We start from the raw sequence: 21,600 nt of genomic DNA, 5'->3' as shown, positions 1-21,600 counted from the left end.
ACTTCCTTACTAAATTTCGATCAAATTGGGTGTATTCTAACATACTTACCCACGAATACAGATTATGAATACAGCCAAACCCTCATTAGAGATAATAATTGATCGGTTTGAATCGGTTTTTTCACATAATCAGAAGCACCCGCTTCTATACATTTGCTGCGATCATCCTTCATCGCTTTGGCTGTAAGGGCAATAATCGGCAGCTTATCAAATTCAGGCATTTCTCTAATTCTTCTCATTGCCTCGTAACCATCCATCTCCGGCATCATCATGTCCATCAACACCAGATCATATCCTTGATCACGCTCGAGAATTTCAAGTGCTTCTCTGCCATTCTCGGCAAATGTGACTTCCATTCGATACCCTTCAAGAACGCTGGATAGAGCAAATACATTTCGGATATCGTCATCTACGAGCAATATTCGTTTACCTTCAAATAAAGTTTCCTTGTTGTACAGATTTTGCAGAATCTGTCTCTTATCTTCAGGAAGATTGGCTTCTACCCGATGCAGGAACAAGGTTGTCTCATCCAGCAAACGTTCTGGCGATTTGACGTCCTTAATAATGATGGATTCCGCATACTTGCGAAGCTCCAGTTCCTCTTTGCTGTCGAGCTCCTTGCCTGTATAAATAATAATCGGAAGATCATTCAGGCTTGCATTATCCCTTACTTGATCAAGAAGTTCAAATCCCGTCATATCGGTGAGCATTAGGTCAAGAACCATACAGTCATACTTCACATTCCTTAGTTCATCCAGCGCTTCTCTACCTGTAGACACCGCAGTTATTGCTACATCATCATGATCTATAAGCTCTATAATGGCATTTCTCTGAATGGCATCATCTTCTACAATGAGTAGTCGCTTCAATGATTTATCAATATAGGATTCAATGTGTGAAAAAGCGTTATCCAGCGCTTCTCGAGTAGACGGTTTCTTCAGATAAGCGATAGCCCCCATCATCAAGCCTTGCTTGATGTCATCAATAACCGAAATGACATGTACCGGGATATGACGGGTCGACAAGTTCGCCTTGAGTTCGTTAAGCACAGCCCATCCATCCATGACCGGAAGCTGAATATCAAGAATAATTGCATCGGGGATATACTCCTTCGCTGTATCCAGTCCTACATCACCCTGCAGAGCAACCAACGCCTTAAATCCGCGGGCACGCGTCATATCCATCAGAATATTCGCAAATTTCGGATCATCCTCAATGATCAGCATCACCCGATCGCCTTCTTTAATCGTATCCCGATCATCCTTGATGTTATTAATTACTGTCGTTGAGGATGCGATCTGTGATATGGCCTCACTCTGCACAGCATTCAGCACGGATCTTCCTTGCGGCAGGTAACGACCTCTGGATTCTTGTGCAGCTGCAGCCTCGCCTTGTTCAACCGGAAGCTCCCGCTGCTCTCCCAGCTTAGCATCTGTAAGCAGAGGGAGATACAGAGTAAATGTGCTGCCCTTGCCTTCTGTAGAATCCAGCATAATCTCCCCGCCAAGGAGACGAGCCAGCTCACGACTGATGGACAGTCCAAGACCGGTCCCTCCATATTTGCGGCTGGTCGTTCCATCCACCTGCTGGAAGGCTTCAAAGATCAGATCTTTTTTGTCCGGAGCGATGCCAATGCCTGTATCATTCACTGAAATAGCCAGGAAAGGTACATCCATATCAATATAATGAGGCAGCTCTGAATCGTCCGCTTGTCTCATGCTGACCGTAATCGAGCCCTCTGAAGTAAATTTGAACGCATTGGATAAGAGGTTCCGCAGTACTTGCTTCACCCGATGTCCATCCGTTATGAAGCTCTCTGGCAGCTCATCTTTGACTTCAAATGCCAGCTTCAAATCCTTGCTAAGTGCAACCGGTGCAAAGTTCTGCTGAACGAAATTGCGCAGATCCTGCAGGCTGACTTTTTCATGATTAATATCCATCTTTCCAGACTCGACTTTTGACAGGTCCAGAATTTCATCGATCATCTTCAAGAGGTCCGCACCGGACATATAGATGGTTTGTGCATATTCCTTCTGTTTATCCGATAGATTCCCTTCTTTGTTCTCCGTGAGAAGCTGCGACAGAATAAGCAAGCTGTTCAGCGGAGTCCGAAGCTCATGAGACATATTCGCCAAGAACTCGGATTTATATTTGGAAGTGATCGAGAGCTGCATGGCTTGCTGCTCCAGCTGCCGCTTCGTCTCTTCAATCTGTTCATTTTTCTCTTCCACCTGCTGTACTTGCTCTTCGAGAGCTCTCGTCTTCGCAAGCAATTCGGTGTTGAAATGCTCCAGCTCTTCCTGCTGGCGTTGAAGGAGCTCTTCAGAGCGCTTAAGCTCCTCTGCCTGCTCACCGAGGTTCTCATTCGAACGACGAAGCTCCTCCTGCTGGGTCTGCAGTTCTTCAGATTGCACTTGAAGTTCCTCTGTCAATGTCTGAGACTCACGAAGCAGCTCTTCCACACGCATACGTCTATTAATATTGTTAATAATGATACCCATATTGTTAACGAGCTGATCAAACAAAGCCTTTTGCAGACTTGAGAAAGCTTCAAAGGAAGCAATTTCGACTACACCTAGTACTTCATCTTCGAATAGTACAGGCTGGATCAATATGCTGGCCGGCTTGGCAGAGCCAAGACTCGATCCAATGGACAAATACCCCTCCGGTGCTTCAGTCAGTTCAATCACTTTTTTATCAAGCGCGCACTGACCAATTAAGCCTTCCCCTATCTTAAAAGAGCGGCTGCATTCTGTATTGCTGTCGTCAAAAGCATACGCTCCGTAGCGTCTGAGCTCCTCAGGATGCTTATTCTCGTCATGAAGGTATACAGCTCCGTATTTTGCCGTCAAAATAGGTGCAAATTCATTAATGAACAGCTGTGCCACTTCATGAGTTGAATTAATACCGCGCAGCATTTCCGTAATTCGGGCCATATTGGCATTTAACCAGCTCTGATCCTCTTGAGCTCTCAGGTAATCCTGTTCAATCCGCTGTTTCTCTTCTAAATCTTTGGCTATATCTTTAAACACATGCGCAATCTGTCCAATTTCGTCCTTGGACTTGACCTGGATCCGCTTGATTGTCCGAAATCTTCCCTTGCCGAAGCTCTGGATCATCATTGAAACTGTATTCAGGCCCTTGGTTATACTTGGAATCACCCATAATATAACCCCTAAGGCGACAAGCAAGCCGGTAACCAGCAGCACAGTAAGCCACTGGATAGACCGGTTCATCTCGTTATTAGCCTCCTGGATCTGATCATCAATTAATAGATCCTGGTAATTGTTGAGCTCGGTTAATATATCCAATACTTCTTGCTGGGCAACCGTTCCCGTGTTTGTCCGAAGGTTGGTAGCCGCCGCATATTCTCCTGATTCCAGCAAAGCCAGAAGACGATCCGTATAGCTCGTATATTCTCTTAGATTGACGACAACCTGGTCAACCAGACGGCGTTCTTCAGCCTCAGTGGCTCGCTCGGAAACCTCTCCAAGCTGTGTCACAGCATTTGACTTAAGTTCCTCGATCCTTTGAGTGAGCACTTCTGTTGAGTTCGAATTCGGATTCGTTATGGCTGTCGCAATCTGGGTAGCCATATTATTTACATCTGCACGCACTCCAGAAGTATATCGGGTCTTCATATAACGGTCATTGTACAGTTCATCGATTTCCGTTCGCATGGAGCTGGTTGTGTTAAAACTGACAATGGTTAGAACAAGTAATATTGCCATTAATGCACTGAAGCCTATAAGCAGTCGAGTGCGTATCTTCATACTGTCATTCTCCTTTTAAAGTAATCCATACCAAGCAAATATCATCTTCATGTTCCTTCGGAGCGCTGCCATTCAGAAAAATCCGGCGCATTTCCGTCTCATTCCAAGTATGATCTCCAGAAAAATTCTGCATCAGATAAGTGAGCTGCTCTTCTGTCTCACCTTCATATACTTCCAGCAATCCGTCTGTAAACATCGCGATATGACTATCGCCTTTGTAATATATCGTTTCTATCTTCGCATCCATTTGTTCAAACAGTCCTACCGGATGTGTAACCACATCAAGTGCATGCACGGTTCCATCATCCTCAAACAGCAGGGCAGGCGGATGGCCGGCATTTACATAATCAATACGCTTTTCATTTGTGTCTACCACAAGATAAATGGCTGTAAAATAGTATTGAACCAGCTGTTCCTCCAGGTACAGCTGATTGAATCTACGATTCAGCTCTTGGACAACCCGGTCAGGCTGAACATAAGTAGTAACTGCATCCTTTAATACGGATGCGATAAACATGCAGAATAAAGAAGAAGAAATGCCATGCCCCATCATATCAAGCAGGATCACGCCGTATCTTCCTTTGCCAAGCGGATACCAAGCGTATAAATCCCCAGCCAGTTCTGCAGAAGGCTGGTATAAGGCATGAACGTGAAAATGAGGATCCTTTATAGCCGGGCTTAACACCGCATTTTGTACCAAGCCCGCCAGTTTGAGCTCGTCTTGAATACGCTTATCTCTTTCTTTTCTCCAATCCTTCTCCTGCTTCAACCGAAGGGCGAGACGAATACGAGCCATCAGCTCAACTTTATTAATAGGCTTGGTCACATAGTCCATTGCACCGACATCAAGCGCTTCTGCCAGTTTCTTGGAATCCCCTACAGCTGTCACCATAATAATAGGAATATCTTTGAGGTGCGGATAGTTCTGAACGACACCACAGGCCTCAATTCCATCCATCTCCGGCATCATCATATCCAGCAGAATAAGGTCTATATCAGACGCCTCAGGCTCATCTGCACTGACATCGGCGCCCAGCTTAATGCCAAGCACATCAAACATTTCAAAAGCGGAGCTTGCCGTGATAATATCTCGATAATTTTCTTTCTTTAAGATTTCACGAATAATAATGACATTGGTAGGATTATCATCAACAATTAATATTTTCATAGCTCTCTCCTTCTATCAGAAGCCAAATGCACTATTAGTGCTGCAAATTCCACTAACAATGATTATACACCGATTCATAACTCAGAGCAGTCCCAATAAAAGTTAATAGGCTTACACCCCTGATGGCATCCCTCTTATTATAAAATAACGCACTCCTTATAAGGTTGTTATTTTCAGCTTCTTCACCAATTTTTCATAGATTTCCCTATTGAACGCACAGAAGGAATGGGACTTTTTAGTCCCATTCCTTGGCTATAGAAATATGTTATTTCCATATATTCAATTTCAAAATATCATTCACCCCGTCTAGCAATAACGAGTACTTTTCCTTTATCCAGTTCTTTCTCATAGTAATCAGCTTCTGCTTCGGTATAACCCATCGTAACGATCTTCGCTCGAAGCTCGTCCCCTCGTGAACGGAACAGATTGGCCAGGGAATCAAACATCCCTTCCTCCTTAATTCCGATCTCTTTGGCATTGGCTTTATCCGCAATACGATCCGTTCGATCTGGGTCATGCGCCAAGACGAATATTTGATCTGTAGTATATCCAGCTTCACGAAGCTCTCTTACCGCCTCAACCGCTTGAATTCCATTCTCAACCACTTTAGCATAGCTCTTTGCATTGGTAGTACTCATGGTATCCACGCTCCTTTGAGATTTTCACATATTGAATATTAACCCTCATTCTCTACATTGAAACAGCTAATATCAGAAATTAATTCATTTAAAAAGAATATTCGTCAAAAAACTCCACATGCTGTAATTTGCCGCTATCGGGATCCATATACACTTTCACAGCATGATGGTCTCTAACATACACCTCTCCATCTTGCGCTACGAAATCAGGCTCTCCTAGAGTAGCTCTGATACTGCTTGGAGTCATCTCCATATATTCATTGTTCACCTTTAAATAGCCGGCTTTGTTGTCCACTTGAACATAGTGAACAATGCCATTATTTATACCCACCAGCATATCATCGTAAATATATTCCTTGCTGCCAAGCAGTCGATTATGCTCAATATTCACTGGCTGCCCGCATTGATCAACGAGATCTTCAGCTGTGTCATATAAAGAGATGTCATTCACTGTATCAAAAGTAGCCTTCTGGTCTGATTGCAAGGTAGTCCGCTCTGCTGCAGGCTGTACTGCAGCACTTACTACGGACTGCCCTTGCGTTGCCACGGGTTGAACGGAAAGAGGAGCTGTTAAAGCAAGCATCAATACGAGCATACGTAACATTCGCCTCACCCTTTCTACTTCTCCATGTTTCTATCGGCTTCTTATTTGCGGAATCTGCTCCATGTGTCTGCTGCAATATCTACATAATTCATCCACTTGGGTGAAGAATTGTTGTCATGGTGTGCTAAAGTCGGTGTTGTCATGCCAGGCGCAGGCAGAGACTTCGTGTAGCTGGAATCTCCTGCTCTGCTTACCGATGTATCCACCGATCCTTCTTTTTTCTTCTGGAATTTGTTCATGAGCGTCGTGGATACTTGCTTCGCCGCAGCAGTAACCTCTGCCAAAATCTCTCCCAGGTTTTTGACCGATGTCACAACCGGATCAATCTGCTTCATCTTATGTTCAACGTCAGCTGTAATATCGTTGGCGTGTCTAACAGTCTGTTTCACTTCATATCCCAGTTCGTCGATTGTTCCTCGAACCTCTTGAAGCGTTTTTGATACATTATCAAGGGACACCTGAACTGTCTTTAATGTTTTAATGAGGAAGACGACAAGCACGGCAAATGCTATCGCTATAATGAGAACACTTACTTCTATCATATTGAATGACCTCGCTTTCGCAAATTTGTTTTGTTGTTTTGTTATTTCATAGTTACCCTGCCTCCCCTTTGTCGAAACAAACAGCAAGGCGGTAAAATTCCGTTTTCCCGAGTATTATTTGTAGGGAATTTTGAGACAATATCTTCTAGTCCCCCTTTTTGTTTCGTCATAATTCTTCTGGGTTAATGACAACTACGAACGAGGTGACGCCAAGCCCTAAGCGAAACGCACCTCCGACCAAAACGGAAAGGATGATTACCATGTTGAAATGGTCACTAATTTTTCTAATCGTAGCAGTTGTAGCCGGTATCTTCGGATTCTTCGGTATTGTTGAAGCAGCTGCATCCATTGCCAAAGTATTGTTCTTCGTATTCTTGGTATTGTTCGTTATCTCTCTCTTCACAGGAAGAAGCCGATCGCGATAACGCAGCCAAGGAAGCCTAAATGTAAAATGATATTATGCTGCTAGAGCAGCATCGAACGATTGACACAAAAAACCTTACGGTGACAAAAGTGTAGGATGGTTGGATTGCTTAAACCGTATTACACACTTTTGTCAGGTAAGGTTTTTTTGTGCTATTTTCCCGGGGAAATTAGTCCAAAACCATCAATTTAGAAACCAGGCACATAGACCTTGGATAAATAAAGAAATAATTGTTATAATTTGTGTTTCATATCCTTATTTGCTTGGTTATTGATAAAGCATGTAAGAACTACATAACAACACTAGGAGGAGATCAAAATGAAAAAAATGATCAGTATTACCGCAGCACTTCTTGTAACAGCTTCCATGGCGGCAGCAGCCAGCGCACAGGAAGTTACCCCAACTACAGAAACTGAGTCCCCGACTCCGATTTCTGTAAGCGTTGATGGAACATCTACAACAGACGGATCCGTGTCCGACGTCGTTTATGGAGAACCGATTGTAGAGCCTGGAGATGGAATCGATATCCCGCTTAAGCCACTGGAGATTACAAAAATTACTTACTTCTATGATGCTCCTAACGGTAAAGCAACAGGTGCTCTCAGCCCTCAATTCGTATCTGTTACCGGTAATGAAGTCGTAAACCAGACTACAGGTGAAACTTGGGTGGAGATTTATACTTGGAAAGGTATTGCATGGGTCAATACAGGAATGTAACGCAGTAAAATAAATGATATGACAAAAGGTGTCTCTATCGTACAATTGTTAACGAGAGGGACACCTTTTTTATGTTTTTGATTCGTCGCTATTCAGCTAGATCCGCGTTTCTTCCGGCTCCACATGCACATGCACATGCATAATATTGTGATGTCTCCGCATATTTTCTTCAATCGTATCACTGATGTGATGCCCTTCGACAATACTTAGATCCCTTGCCACCTCAACTACCACATCGACCATAACATGACTGCCGTACAGCCTTGCTTTGACATCCTTGATGCCCTGCACCCCAGGCGTTTTGGCGACCGTAGTTCGCAAATCATGCAGCTGATCCTCATCAAAACCGTCTGTTAGACTATGCGTCGATTCTCTAAAGATATCCCAGGCTGTCTTACAAATGAGAAGACCTACAATAAATGCAGCAACGGTATCCATCCAAGGCAAACCGAACTGGGCTCCAATGATACCAATAGCAGCCCCCACACTGACGAATGCATCAGAGAGATTATCTTTGGCTGCAGCCATTAACGCCTGACTTCTGATCTGGCGGGCTAATTTGCGATTATACAAATAAACTCCAATCATAACTACGGCAGCCACTCCTGCAACGAGAGCTGACCAAATATCAGGGATCTCCTTCGTTCCTTCAAAAAGTGAAGTTCCCGCATCAATGAGCACCTGAATCCCGACCATGGCCATAATAAATGAAGCCATCAGTGCTGCCACCGTTTCCGCACGGAAATGGCCGTACGCATGATCCGAATCCGGCGGCTTCCGTGAAATCCTCAGCCCAATAAGTACAGCTATCGAAGCAACGATGTCTGTGAGATTATTAAAGCCGTCTGCTTTTAGAGCACTTGAATTAAACGCAAATCCACAAATAAGCTTAAAGGCTGACAGAACGAGGTAGGCAGCGATGCTGATCCATGCCCCGCGCTCCCCTTTTTTAATATCTTCATAAGCATTCAACCGAAACGACACTCCTTTTTTTGAAGCACACAAATATATTTCATATACACGTGCAGCTTGAACAATCGTTTTACCATGTTACCAAATGGGCACCGTGTGGGTCTATAGAAACAATGTTGCCGGGTCACATTGCTGTAGACAAGACGAAACAGTGTTGCTTGGCGGCATTGCTATGAGTCCTAACAAACTTTTTTGCATAAGCGCAAAACATTCTGCTTTTTCACATTTCACTCTAATCTATTCTTGCCCTTGTTTGGAGATTTAAAAACGGATAGAATTAGGTTGAAATGTTAAGTATGTATACTCAACATTTCAACCGGGTAGTGAATTGTTAAGTATGTATACTCTACATTTCAACCGGGTAGTGAATTGTTAAGTATGTATACTCAACATTTCAACCGGGTAGTGAATTGTTAAGTATGTATACTCTACATTTCAACCGGGTAGTCATCACTAAAGAGGAGGTATGTATCTCATGAGCGAAAATAACGAGCCTCGTAAAATCAGTCTAGCGGATGCAGTCAAGCAAAAGCTCGCCCAGAAAAAAGAGCAAAACAACGGGAATCGCGGCGGCTTCCAAAATAATGGAACGAAAAAGTTAGTCAGCCAAAACAACAAAAAGCCGAACAATCAACGTCGCCGTACTGGCGGGTCCTAATATTGGCTATCCTCCAATTATTCAACTGCCGCTGGCAAAACGTAAAAAGTCCGTATTCCGGATGAATGAGTTAAACCATTCAATCCATGGAATACGGACTTTTTATATGGATATGTTCCTAAGCTTCTACTGGATACATTTTAGCACGCAGCTGCTTCACTTCATCATTCTCAAGGTATTCATCATAGCTCATTTGACGATCAATAACACCTGTTGGTGTAATTTCAATGATACGGTTCGCGATCGTTTGAATGAACTGATGGTCATGGGATGTGAACAGAATCGTTGCATCCGTATCAATCAGACCATTGTTCAGTGCCGTGATGGATTCGAGATCCAAGTGGTTCGTAGGCTCATCCAGAATAAGCACATTCGCACCGTTCAGCATCATTTTGGCAAGCATACAGCGGACTTTTTCTCCACCGGACAGCACGCTTGCTTTCTTGAGTGCTTCTTCTCCAGAGAACAGCATGCGTCCAAGGAATCCACGCAGGAAGGTTTCTTCCTGATCCTTGGAATATTGGCGCAGCCACTCAACCAGGTTCATATCTACACCCTCAAAATACTTGGAGTTGTCTTTCGGGAAATATGCCTGTGATGTCGTTACACCCCAAGTATATTCACCGGCGTCAGCTTCCGTCTCACCCATCAGCACTTCAAACAGGGTTGATTTCGGCAATCCATTAGGTCCAACAAAGGCAATCTTGTCACCCTTGTTCACCACGATGCTGAGATCGTTAAGAACTTGCTCGCCCTCAACAGATTTGCTCAGACGATCAATGGTCAGAAGCTGCTTACCTGCTTCACGCTCAGGCTTGAAGTTAATGAATGGATATTTACGATTTGATGGACGAATATCATCCAGCTGAATTTTTTCGAGCTGCTTCTTACGGGAAGTTGCCTGCTTGGACTTCGATGCATTCGCAGAGAAACGCTGAATGAACGCTTGCAGTTCTTTCATCTTCTCTTCTTTTTTCTTGTTCGCATCACGCTGCAGGGCAAGCGCAAGCTGACTGGACTCATACCAGAAATCATAGTTACCTACATACAGCTGAATTTTGCCAAAATCAATGTCCGCAATATGCGTACATACTTTGTTCAGGAAGTGACGGTCATGGGATACCACGATAACAGTACCTTCATAATCCATCAGGAAGTTCTCCAGCCATTGGATGGATTCCAGATCCAGATAGTTGGTAGGCTCATCGAGTAGCAAATTGTTCGGGTTACCGAACAAAGCTTGCGCCAAGAGAACACGTACCTTCTCATTACCGCTCAGGTCGGCCATTTTTTGCTCGTGCATGTCACGAGAAATTCCGAGACCAATCAATAGCGCTGCCGCATCCGGTTCTGCGTCCCAGCCGTTCAGCTCCGCGAACTCACCTTCAAGCTCACCTGCACGCAGACCATCCTCTTCGGTAAAATCGGATTTGGCGTAAAGCGCATCTTTTTCCTTCATAATTTCATACAAACGAGTGTGACCCATAATAACCGTCTCAAGGACCGGATACTCATCGTAAGCGTAATGGTTCTGCTTCAGAACAGCCATCCGCTCGCCTGGTGTCATGTGCACTTCACCTTGGTTTGCTTCAATTTCACCGGACAAAATTTTCAAAAACGTTGATTTCCCTGCTCCGTTAGCCCCGATAAGGCCGTAGCAGTTCCCTGGGGTAAACTTGATGTTCACATCTTCAAACAATGCACGTTTACCGTAGCGGAGCGTTATGCCGCTTGTACTGATCATTCAACATACCATCCTTTATATATAAATTAAATTGTTCATCATTGGCCTGCATCAGCATCTTGCATCCGTTTATTCCAAGCCTTGATACTACATCCTCGCACAACTAGCTATGACGGACTGGGGTGAAAGCCTTTTTCTACCCGTATGGCAACATATTATAGCATAAATAACGCCGAAATTCCCAATAAACAAAGAAAGAGCCGCCAAAATGATGAACCCAGCGGTTTAATCCGTTACAATAATATTGTACACTTAAAATTTCATACAAAATAGGAATGAAATATTTGGCTACAATAAACAAAGAACATGAACGGAGGTCGACGATCTATTATGAAAATTACATCCATTGAACCTACACCGAGTCCAAATACGATGATGCTGCATCTCGACGAACAGCTTGAAGCAGGCATTCGCCGAACCTATACATTAGATAACGAGCGTTCTGCTCCTGCCTTTATCCGCCAGATGCTTCATATTCCAGGGGTCAAAAGTGTGTTCCATACTGCCGGCTTTGTTGCACTGGATCGCAAAGGCAATGCTGACTGGTCTGCCATCCTTGGTGAAGTCCAGGAGAAGCTGGGCCAGGAAGGTGCGCAGCTGCAATGGGCTGAGGCAGATGCGGCCGACGGGGAACACTTCGGCGAAGCTCAGGTATTCGTTCAATTCTTCCGTGGAGTCCCCATGCAAATCCGAGTCAAAGCAGGCGCACAAGAGGAACGTATCTCTCTGTCTGACCGGTTTGTAAAGGCGGTGACTGAGGTTGCCTCCGCGACGCTGATCAAGGAACGCAAGCTGACGGACTATGGTGTTCGTTACGGCGAATTAGCTGATATTGCCCGCGAGGTTGAGCAGGAGCTCGAAGCAGCCTTTCCTCCGGAACGACTTCAAAAAGTAATTGAGCAAGCCATCGCTCACGGCACCAAGCAAGAGGAGTTTGTTGAGCAGCGCAGAGATTTAACGGACGAGGAGATTCGGACAGCACTGCAAAATGACGACTGGCGCGTTCGTTATGCCGCGCTTGATCAGATGGAGCCTACGCCAGAGCGTATAGACCTGATTCATACGGCCCTGAAGGATGAGAAGATGCAAACACGCCGTCTGGCAGTTGTCTACTTGGGTGATCTGAAGACACCGGAGGCTCAGGAGCTATTATATGAAGCAATGCAGGATAAATCACCTGCCGTACGACGGACTGCAGGTGATACATTGTCCGATATCGGGGATCCGGCAGCCACGCCAGTCATGATGACTGCGCTTAAGGACAGCAGCAAGCTTGTTCGCTGGCGTGCAGCCCGCTTCTTATATGAAGTAGGTACAGAGGATGCGAGAGAAGTGCTTGAAATTGCAGCAGATGATCCGGAATTTGAGGTCAGCCTCCAGGCAAAAATGGCGCTGGAAAGGATTGAATCCGGAGAGCAGGCAGCCGGCACAGTCTGGCAGCAAATGGCGGGACGCAAGCGGGATTAATCTTCATCAAATCCTCACATAATAAGGAAGATTATACCATTGCCTTCTAAGCAGCTCTTGCTTTATACTGAAGTCTGTTTTACAGCAAATTGAATATAAGATACACCTCATCATACACAGGTGAGGTAGAGGTCGCGGTTACGATCAGTAAACCGGAAGAGGCATAAGAGCTGCCGTTTGGATTCCGTGTTGAAAGGCGTACCCGCCGAAATCTGTTTGAGTACTGCTCTATGAAACGTACTCCAGGTTGGGGCTGCTAGATCCGAAAGGAGCAGAACTGTCATAGCGTACAGCTATGTTGAGCTATCTTAACGTTTAAAGTATGGTGCGGAAGTTAAAAATAGGGACCGCGGGTATACAAACCAGCGGTCTTTTTTTATTCTTTCCCGGCATACGAATCCATTTCATAATACCTTGAGATTTATGGAATAGATGCATACGTAAGACCAAATAGAAGGAGTGTATTAAAAAAATGCAGCATCAAGAAACGACAGGCCCTGGCTTGAAAAAAGGGCTTAAAACAAGACATATGACAATGATCGCCCTCGGCGGCTCAATCGGTACAGGATTGTTCCTCGCCAGCGGGGGCGCGATTGCGAACTCTGGCCCAGGCGGCGCACTCATCGCTTATGCTGCGGTTGGCATCATGGTTTACTTCCTAATGACCAGCCTTGGAGAGCTTGCTACCTTCATGCCAGACTCCGGTTCATTCAGCACTTATGCTACAAGATTCGTAGATCCTTCTCTTGGGTTTGCCCTTGGGTGGAATTTCTGGTACAACTGGGCGATTACAATTGCAGCTGAACTGTCAGCAGCAACGATTATTTTGAAATATTGGTTCCCGGACAGCAACTCAGCATTGTGGAGCCTGGTGTTCCTGCTCTTGCTTATCGGACTTAATGTCTTGTCCGTTAAAGGTTACGGAGAATCCGAATACTGGTTTGCACTTATCAAAATTGTACTTGTCATCGTATTCCTCATTGTCGGTGTCATGATGATCTTCGGTATCCTGGGCGGAGAAGCGACCGGCTTTGAGAACTTTACCGTAGGGGATGCCCCACTGCACGGCGGATTCTTTGCGCTACTCGGTGTATTCATGGCAGCCGGATTCTCTTTCCAGGGAACGGAGCTTGTCGGGGTCGCTGCCGGTGAGAGTGAAAATCCGCGTAAGAGCGTACCGCGTGCCATTCGGCAAATTTTCTGGCGGATTCTGATCTTCTATATCCTGACGATTCTGGTTATTGGTCTCATCATTCCTTATTCCGATCCCAACCTGTTGAACTCGGATCTGGAAACGATCAGCGTCAGCCCGTTTACGCTCGTATTTGAAAAAGCAGGGTTCGCCTTTGCCGCTTCTGTGATGAACGCGGTTATCCTGACTTCTGTACTATCTGCGGGTAATTCAGGGATGTTTGCTTCAAGCCGTGTGCTGTACGCACTGGCGAAGGACGGCAAAGCGCCGCGTATTTTTGCAAAGCTGAACAAACGAGGAATTCCTGTGTATTCCCTGCTGCTCACTGCAGTCATCGGCATGCTGGCCTTCCTGGCTTCCATGTTTGGCGATGGTGTGGTATATACCTGGCTGCTTAACGCATCTGGAATGTGCGGATTTATAACTTGGCTCGGTATTTCCATCAGCCATTATCGTTTCAGAAAAGCCTATGTCGCTCAAGGAAGAGATCTAAAGGACTTGCCTTTCAGAGCAAAATGGTTCCCGTTTGGTCCACTCTTTGCCTTTGTGCTCTGTATGATCGTTATTCTTGGTCAGGCACTTACCCTTGATCTTAGCGATGTAACCTGGATCGACTTCGTAGCCACATACTTTACGATTCCATTATTCCTCGCGATTTGGCTCGGGTATAAGTGGAAGCATAAAACAAAGGTGATCCCGCTGAAGGAGTGCGATTTTAGTACAGATCCATCCTAATTACCTCTTAATCTATCGAAGAAAGCCTAATCCTGCTGCTGCAGCAGGATTAGGCTTTTTTCTATTGGGTGTTCAATTATTGTCAGATCAAGCTTTCCCGTTGGAAAAAGGGATGATCATCTTGCTCGCAATCGCTTCTTACTGCTTCCAGTTTACCTTGACCTTTAGATCACCGGTATCCTCAAAATCAGATACATAATAGGAGATGGACTTAATTCCGAGGCTGTACAGCTCCTTAAGTTCTCGAAACAATTCATTCTCTTGCCCATCATAACGGAATATAACAGAATGGGCGCCCTCGTCTATTTTGGATTGAACCCGTTCTCTCAGCTCTGCTGATGTTTGAATGATCTCGTCCTCATTGTACAGACCGTAATTCAGCGTTTCATAGAGATGCTTATAAGCAGGATATTTATCGTCATTCTGAAGCATCAGTACATGAATGGCTTCGCGATAAGGCGTTACAGCGGTAGGATACTGCGCCTCCCACGTATGATCCTGCCCCATCTCTTCATCCGTCAGCAAATAGTAGTTATAACTGACTTTGCCCGGTTGATCCGGCGTTGGATCGTCCCAGGTCGTGTCCATGTGATACCAGACTCCGTCCAAGAGCAGCAGGTTCCAAGCGTGCAGCTGACCACCAGCCTGCCCTTCAATGATTCGATTCGTAATGCCTGCTTCGGTAAGCATCCGATAAGTAAGAAGCGAGTAGCCTTGACACACCGTGCTTCCCGTCGCAAGTCCATCGTAAGCTGTATATTTTTGCATGGCTTCATCATAAGCCAGATTCAAAACGACATAGTTGTGAATCGCCTCCACCTTCTCATGATCGTTCATGCCTGGCTTAATGATGTCAGTAAGTATTTGATCCACTCGGGAATTGACATAAGCCGTCTGCTCTAAGGATTCCCTATATTTAAACTCGATGCTTACTTCTGCTGAAGCGTTCGTGCCCTTGTAATGATAGGCGTAGCTCTTGAGTGTGTACTGAATGTAAGAATCACTTCGCATCGCCTTCTCTATGGCTTCCTGTAATGTAGCTTTTAAGACTTTTACTTTACCCTTATAGGTAAATTGAAATTGATCTGTCCTGCTTACCATGGCACTCGTGAGTACCTCATGTAATTCTTCGGATGTGATTGCGTTTTCATTAGATGCGGCGTATAGCGTATGAAAATGAACTGACCGGGGAATGGCTCCTATTAGCACGATACCTAGCAACATGACAATAAATAATCCAAATCTGCGTTTTCTCATTGATCATCCTGCCTCCCTTCCGGTAATCAACTCATGTCCGGCAGAAATATTGTAGCATAAACAAGCTTCTGCTCCATGTTCTAGTTTTGTCGATGAGACTCGAAAAAAGCTTCCCTTATCAGGGAAGCCTATTCTTATACATATTCACTTTGTCTCCATTTAGTTCCTTGCCGTATTAAAAAATTTAATAATAACGATACGCCCATTTATCACTCGTAAAATAATCCAGTTTATCCTGGAGCTCAGCAAGCCGGTTGATCACCTCAGCTGCCTCGGACACGGTCACGGGACGATCCGGAAGGAATCTGCCTTCAATAAGAGGAAGGATGCCTAGTCTGATTGCCAAGGAAGCAGCACCTTTATTATCAATCTGTGCAGCATCTGCCACACTCGGCAAATCGGTACCCTGCTGATAGAACTTAGCCAGCATGTCGTATTGAAGCATGCTGATAATCATTTCAGACAACTGACCTCTTGTGATCGAATGGTTTGGGGCAAAGGTTATCTCTGGGTCTGCTTCAACCCATCCCTGCTCGATCAGTCGGTTGAGAATGAAATAGTATGGACTGTCCATATCAATATCAGCAAACAGCTTCGCTGAATTGCTTGAATAATAACTGCTCATCTGCACATGCGGATCGAGAGCCCGTGCCAAATACGTATACCAGTCGCCCTTCGTAATGCTGCGCTCCGGCTCGATCTTACCTTCAATATCAGGAACGAGCACCCCGTGAGAGATCATCCGCTGCATAACGTCTTCCGACTCATGACCCGCAATATCAACCACCAGATCATCGGTATGATTTGCACCAGACGAATACATTTCACGAAGCTTGCCTGTTGTGCCGTCAATTACCTTGGAGGAATACAGCTGAGCTGCTCCCTGGGATGGCATGTATACCAGCTTTACCGGAGGGATCTCTTCGCCCGTATTATAGTATTGATTAGATTCTTGGTAACTAAGCACCATTTCAGTGGAGTCCAAATAGGCTGCTTGTGCCTCTTCTTGAGTAATGCTGGCCTCCTTCACCTCTGGCAGCTGCGCAATTTCCGCACTTAAGCTTGTATAAAATGTATTCACCTGACCGGACTTGGTCATCGATATATTCACGTTATCTCCTATGACCCGAAGACCATTCAAATATCGGCTATAAACAAAGTTATATCCATCTTCCATCGAGATCATCTGACTTAATCGAAGCTCGGTTACTGCATTAGGAACGAGGGATGATATCAGTTCGGCAGCTTGATCTTTGGCCGCTTGCTTTGAAATCTCTTTGATCGCCCTGTCCCCGTTCTCTCTGCTGCTATGATACCATTCAGAATAGTCCATCACTTGACCTGTTTCTGCGTCAACTTGAGTACTAATGTCGCTTACTTCATTACCCTTTTGATGCGAAAATCTTACATTCCACACTTTCTTCACAGCACCGCGCTGCGAAGTTCGGTTGAGACTTATATCTGTCGTCTGATAATCTTTCAATGAAGGAAATTTATTCTTAATAAGGGCAACCACCTCATCGCGGGCTGGCGGCTTCGCTGCAGGCTCAAAGCTTACATTTGTCTCAGGCAGCGGTTCATCTAATAAAGCTATATCTGATTCTTCAGAAGCATACACATCGACAGCCTTACCCGTTATTGCATCGACAACAACTTCCCACGTGTTAGAAGGCACATACGCCAAATAGTACTCTTTGCTGCCATTATTATAAGCATAATTTACGGGAACATAAGCCAGCTGAAGGTCAAGACCTTCTTCAAAGCGTTTCTTAGCTTCCTCCTTCGTCACCTTAGGAACCGGAGAAGGATAATTGCTATGTCCAGTCATTCGAGTGTAACTGGTCACCTCTCCGCTGTCGTTTACACTGACATAAACGATGTTGCCCACAGCAGGCAGGCCATTTACTTTCAATTGATAGGAGAATGAATATTCCGTTCGTCCAAATAGAGGATTCATTCCCTGATCCATAACTTCAAGAGATGAGTATTCTCCTTCCTTAAGATCAGGTATAGCTTCATGCAGGAATGCGGCGCTGATCTTGGCTGCCTCCTCTTCTGATATGCGCTCTTCGGCATCCCCTCTCTGAATGAGATACTCAGGTAGATGTGCTGACAATACCTCACCCGTCTGGCTGGATACAGAAGCACTGAAGCTCGATGTAGAATTCCCTCTAGTTATGCTATAAGAGAGATCCCATACCTTCTCTTCTGCAGGAGGGTACGATCCATTGGACCCCAATTGAACCGAAGTAAGCGTTGCCTTGGATAGCTCGGGAAATAGTTTAAGGATGTTCTTATGCGCTGTTTCAGAAGAGATTTTTGCTCCCTTGGGAATGGTGCTGTCCGTTATAGTCACTGCCGGCTCTTCCCCAGCGGATACTTGGGCAGCCGATACTTCCTGAATGGCTCCTTGCGTATGTACACCCAGCATCACAGCAGCAAGCGCTGCGGCCACTCTCTTCATTGAGGGTGATTTTTTATTTTTATTTTGCTTCAATCCTCTAACGCTCCTTTCTTTTTTCCAATCTGTGCCATTATATCATAATACAATCTATTAAATTCCTGATTTACCCAAAATTAAAATTCAAACTTTTCGGGCTATAGAACGTTCCTTGCAAAAAAGAAAAGCCAGCTAAAAAAGAAAAAAGGCTGAACAGCAGCCCTTCTCCCTTAAACATGGCTCTATAGATACGATCTCATCATCTTTACTGTAACATACAACTGATTTCACTCTATCATATCTTTTTCTAACGCAAAACCCCATTCTGCAATTTTTCTTTCAAATACTGCTGATTATAGAGCATGCTTGGATGCGTGGGATGATAACGGAGAGCCAGCTCATTATGGTAATTGGCCTGCTTGTGATTACCAAGACGGTCATAGCAGACACAGAGCTGCAGATGCGGAATCCATGTCCATGATGGCTCATCGATGTTCGCTAACGGGTCTTCCGGCCGCTTCAGCGCTACAGCTGTCTCAAACCAATGAATGGCTGTATTCCACTCCGCACGCTCTGCAAACCATGCGCCTATCCTGCAGCATGCTTCTGCGCGCGGGGGCGCATAGGTAAATGACCTAAACAAGGCTGCTAGCTCCTGCTCTTTCATCCCAAGTCTTCCCATACATTCGGCCAGCTTCAAGCTAGCGGACAAATTATCCTCAATCCAGCCGTGACCCGAATCGAGGAACCTCGTATACCATTGAACGGCTTCCTCATTCAAACCATGATCTCGTAGCTCATTCGCATAATAATACTGATCCCGGGCAGTAAAAACCTCTCCCTGTTCTTCAAGTCTTTTGTATATTCGTAAATTACGGTCTGTATATTCCTTGTCTTTCTTGTGTGTTACTGCAATGTTCGTATGGACAATATTGCCGGAAACAGCCAAATATTCGTGCACAGCACCATGCCACTCAAAGCCCTTATCCCTACGGACCAGCCGATTCCTTCTCAGCTTATGGCTTACATTGCCCGATCCATCAAAGGCCAGATGATATTCCATCGACAGCCCGTCAATGGACAAATCCAGCCTTTCCCTCCAATCCAGCAGCTGCTGCCGGTCCTTCTCCTCAAACACATCATCTGCATCAAGCCATAAAATATATTCTCCCTCAGCCTGGCTGAAGGCAAAATTTCGGGCATCGGCGAAATGATCCTTCCACTCATAATCTACAATTCGGCAATCATATTCCTTCGCAACTTCACGAGTACGATCCGTTGACCCCGTATCCACAATGACAATTTCATCCGCAATCTCCCGCACTGAATCGAGACACCGCGCCAGCGATTTTTCCTCGTTCTTCACGATCATGCACAGACTAATAAGAATGTACTTGCTTGCCTCTGTGCCCTCTATCGTATGCCTAGAAGCTGATTGAAGAAAGGCTGCGACTCCGTCCAAATCCGAATCCCGATAAATATGATAAGCTGGGTAATGTGTATCCACGTGCAGCCGAATCCCTAGCGCCTGGGCTCTCACACAGAAGTGTCGGTCCTCGCCCCACAGAGTAAGATTATCGATCCGGGCAAAACGAACCCCCTTCTCAAGCGCAGATCTGCGAATCAAAGTACAGGCTCCAAGCCCTCCTACCTCGTATCTTCCTTTCTTGCGCAGTTTTCGCATGAACTCCGCACTTCGTCTCTGCTTCTCTTCTTCCGTAAGCTGCTCATTTCGTCTCTCTTCATATAATGTATATTCATCTCTCAGCCATACCTGCGGCATCTCAATCGTCCCCGGCTGCCAGCGGGTCCAGAAGAGGTTTGCCACGATTTCTTCTTCCCCGTTCAAGAGCTGTGTCAGGGTGGCCGGATGCAGCACTAGATCGGAATCGAGCAGGAAGAGAGCATCAAAGCCTCCTTCTATTGCATAGGAAAGGATCCAATCCTTCAAGGCTGCGACCCGCCATATATATTCTTCAGGCCAATAATGACCGTATTCATTCCGGCTGTAAACCGGCTTAGGGTCCGAGTCTGCTTCAGTAGGCTGACCTGTAGTAAGAGATGGCTTCACACTGGAGATCGAAGCTTCCGACTTGGACGATTCTCTCCGTGATGGATCTGCCTTCGACGTCTTCAGCGCTTCTGCCGGATCTGCCGCATTTGCTTCATTTACTGCATTTTCTGCGTTTGCTGCTGCAGATCTGGCTCCCGCTCGGCTCCGCTTGATCAGTGGTTTCTTGGGCTTCTCAATTGCCGCGGCCTTTACCACTTTTCCTCCATGCTTCCTTACAAAAGCTCTCAGCTGCTTGGACGAGTCCTGAGCCTCATTATCATCAATAAATACATAGCTTACCTCGATCTCTTCCTCCCGGATGGAGAGTAAAGACAACGATTCTAGAAAGGCCTTTAACACATCTGGTGATTGACGCACAGGACTTGCGATCAGGATACGCTGCAGAGCTGTCATAGTGCCCTCGTCCTCCTTTTAATGGGATTTCCATGCTACCAGGGAAGGGGCCGTATCCAGAATAGATTCATACTGCTCCTTCCATCCATATTTCGCCTCAGGGTCCAGCTGTCTGTAACGGACATATTTATGTAATCGGTCTTCCCGTCTAGCCCAGCCGAAATGCTGTATGCGAGCTTGATGGCATATGTAGGGGAACTCGAAGATGTTCAGCGGGAATCTTCCACAGTGCTGCGGAGTTTCTTTCCACCTATACGTCTGATGGGGGTCAAATTTAACTAGGAAAGGCCGATAGATCTGGTGTGCACGCCAATACAGGTCTTCGCGGTAATGCGTCTCGCTCCACATATCAAATAATCGAAAATAAACGGCCTCATGCGGTCCTGTCGTCATCGCGTGCAGGTCCTCTCCCCATCCGTCCTCCAATATTTCATCCGCATCCAGATTAAGAATCCAATCAGCTCCTGCCTGTGCTGCTGCTTCCCACTGCTGCTTGCGGAGGGATACTTCATCGGAGAATTGAGACTGCTTATTACGGATGAGCACATGCTCCACTCCCTGAAGCAGCTCTTCACACAATTCAGGCGTTCCATCATTGCTTCCATCATCAATAATGACCGCTTGATCGATCCAGGGGCGGTGCTTGATCAAAGCACGTTCGAGGTACCGACCTGTCTCATTTTTCACGATCATGGACAACGTAATTTTGCTACTTGCCGAATCTGCCATGTTCTCCTCCTACCCCGCCGAACTGCCTGTTATTTGTCCTGAAACAGTCGGCAGCCTCCATCTTCAATTTATT

The 21,600-nt window shown here is 45.5% G+C and carries 16 protein-coding genes and 1 riboswitch; of the genes, 5 read left to right on the top strand and 11 right to left on the bottom strand.

The genetic code is table 11. From position 1 onward, the window contains the following. Positions 1-62: 62 nt before the first annotated feature. From ACFSVM_RS19955 to ACFSVM_RS19935, 5 genes are all read right to left on the bottom strand, one after another. On the bottom strand, positions 63-3,773 hold the full coding sequence (locus ACFSVM_RS19955; RefSeq protein WP_379264098.1) for a response regulator: 3,711 nt from the start codon (positions 3,771-3,773) through the stop codon (positions 63-65). 4 nt (positions 3,774-3,777) lie between these two features. Next, positions 3,778-4,941, bottom strand: a complete 1,164-nt coding sequence (locus ACFSVM_RS19950; RefSeq protein ID WP_379264096.1) for a PP2C family protein-serine/threonine phosphatase — start codon at positions 4,939-4,941, stop codon at positions 3,778-3,780. 293 nt (positions 4,942-5,234) lie between these two features. Then, positions 5,235-5,579, bottom strand: coding sequence for a general stress protein (locus tag ACFSVM_RS19945; RefSeq protein ID WP_076315383.1), 345 nt, complete (start codon positions 5,577-5,579; stop codon positions 5,235-5,237). 88 nt (positions 5,580-5,667) lie between these two features. Beyond that, positions 5,668-6,192 (bottom strand): hypothetical protein, encoded by a 525-nt coding sequence (locus tag ACFSVM_RS19940; RefSeq protein WP_379264094.1) that lies wholly within the window; start codon positions 6,190-6,192, stop codon positions 5,668-5,670. Between the two features lie 32 nt (positions 6,193-6,224). After that, positions 6,225-6,725 (bottom strand): DUF948 domain-containing protein, encoded by a 501-nt coding sequence (locus ACFSVM_RS19935; RefSeq protein WP_379264092.1) that lies wholly within the window; start codon positions 6,723-6,725, stop codon positions 6,225-6,227. 260 nt (positions 6,726-6,985) lie between these two features. Here ACFSVM_RS19935 and ACFSVM_RS19930 point away from each other — a divergent pair, with 260 nt between their 5' ends. Then, on the top strand, positions 6,986-7,150 hold the full coding sequence (locus tag ACFSVM_RS19930; RefSeq protein WP_047913737.1) for a DUF1328 domain-containing protein: 165 nt from the start codon (positions 6,986-6,988) through the stop codon (positions 7,148-7,150). A 317-nt stretch (positions 7,151-7,467) separates the two neighbouring features. After that, positions 7,468-7,866, top strand: a complete 399-nt coding sequence (locus ACFSVM_RS19925) for a hypothetical protein (protein ID WP_076315380.1) — start codon at positions 7,468-7,470, stop codon at positions 7,864-7,866. A 96-nt stretch (positions 7,867-7,962) separates the two neighbouring features. On the opposite strand, the gene ACFSVM_RS19920 is transcribed toward ACFSVM_RS19925, so the two are convergent. Further along, the gene (locus ACFSVM_RS19920) at positions 7,963-8,838 is read right to left on the bottom strand and encodes a cation diffusion facilitator family transporter (protein WP_379264089.1); all 876 of its coding nucleotides are present in this window, start codon (positions 8,836-8,838) and stop codon (positions 7,963-7,965) included. Between the two features lie 475 nt (positions 8,839-9,313). Between ACFSVM_RS19920 and ACFSVM_RS19915 the strand changes: the two genes are divergently transcribed. Beyond that, entirely contained in the window at positions 9,314-9,496 is a 183-nt protein-coding gene (locus tag ACFSVM_RS19915; RefSeq protein WP_076315378.1) for a hypothetical protein, read from the top strand. Between the two features lie 118 nt (positions 9,497-9,614). Here ACFSVM_RS19915 and ACFSVM_RS19910 read toward each other — a convergent pair whose 3' ends face one another. Then, positions 9,615-11,240 (bottom strand): ABC-F family ATP-binding cassette domain-containing protein, encoded by a 1,626-nt coding sequence (locus ACFSVM_RS19910; RefSeq protein ID WP_379264087.1) that lies wholly within the window; start codon positions 11,238-11,240, stop codon positions 9,615-9,617. A gap of 330 nt (positions 11,241-11,570) precedes the next feature. Between ACFSVM_RS19910 and ACFSVM_RS19905 the strand changes: the two genes are divergently transcribed. Continuing rightward, on the top strand, positions 11,571-12,707 hold the full coding sequence (locus ACFSVM_RS19905; RefSeq protein ID WP_379264085.1) for a virulence factor: 1,137 nt from the start codon (positions 11,571-11,573) through the stop codon (positions 12,705-12,707). A 118-nt stretch (positions 12,708-12,825) separates the two neighbouring features. Further along, a riboswitch (Lysine riboswitch) is annotated at positions 12,826-13,021 on the top strand. Between the two features lie 158 nt (positions 13,022-13,179). Then, positions 13,180-14,634 (top strand): amino acid permease, encoded by a 1,455-nt coding sequence (locus ACFSVM_RS19900; protein ID WP_076315375.1) that lies wholly within the window; start codon positions 13,180-13,182, stop codon positions 14,632-14,634. A gap of 138 nt (positions 14,635-14,772) precedes the next feature. Here ACFSVM_RS19900 and ACFSVM_RS19895 read toward each other — a convergent pair whose 3' ends face one another. From ACFSVM_RS19895 to ACFSVM_RS19880, 4 genes are all read right to left on the bottom strand, one after another. Beyond that, positions 14,773-15,891 carry a transglutaminase domain-containing protein gene (locus ACFSVM_RS19895; protein ID WP_379264082.1) on the bottom strand — a complete coding sequence of 373 codons (1,119 nt, stop codon included), beginning with the start codon at positions 15,889-15,891 and terminating at the stop codon, positions 14,773-14,775. Between the two features lie 184 nt (positions 15,892-16,075). Further along, positions 16,076-18,388, bottom strand: a complete 2,313-nt coding sequence (locus ACFSVM_RS19890; RefSeq protein WP_379264080.1) for a YcdB/YcdC domain-containing protein — start codon at positions 18,386-18,388, stop codon at positions 16,076-16,078. 250 nt (positions 18,389-18,638) lie between these two features. After that, positions 18,639-19,703 carry a glycosyltransferase gene (locus ACFSVM_RS19885; RefSeq protein WP_379264129.1) on the bottom strand — a complete coding sequence of 355 codons (1,065 nt, stop codon included), beginning with the start codon at positions 19,701-19,703 and terminating at the stop codon, positions 18,639-18,641. 1,113 nt (positions 19,704-20,816) lie between these two features. Further along, entirely contained in the window at positions 20,817-21,527 is a 711-nt protein-coding gene (locus tag ACFSVM_RS19880; protein ID WP_076315372.1) for a glycosyltransferase, read from the bottom strand. Positions 21,528-21,600 lie beyond the last annotated feature (73 nt).

This window comes from Paenibacillus shunpengii, from assembly GCF_042684905.1.
In the GTDB taxonomy this organism is placed as follows: Bacteria; Bacillota; Bacilli; order Paenibacillales; family Paenibacillaceae; genus Paenibacillus; species Paenibacillus shunpengii.
The sequence above is the reverse complement of the archived record's forward strand: the minus strand, read 5'-3'. Positions and strand labels throughout refer to the sequence as shown.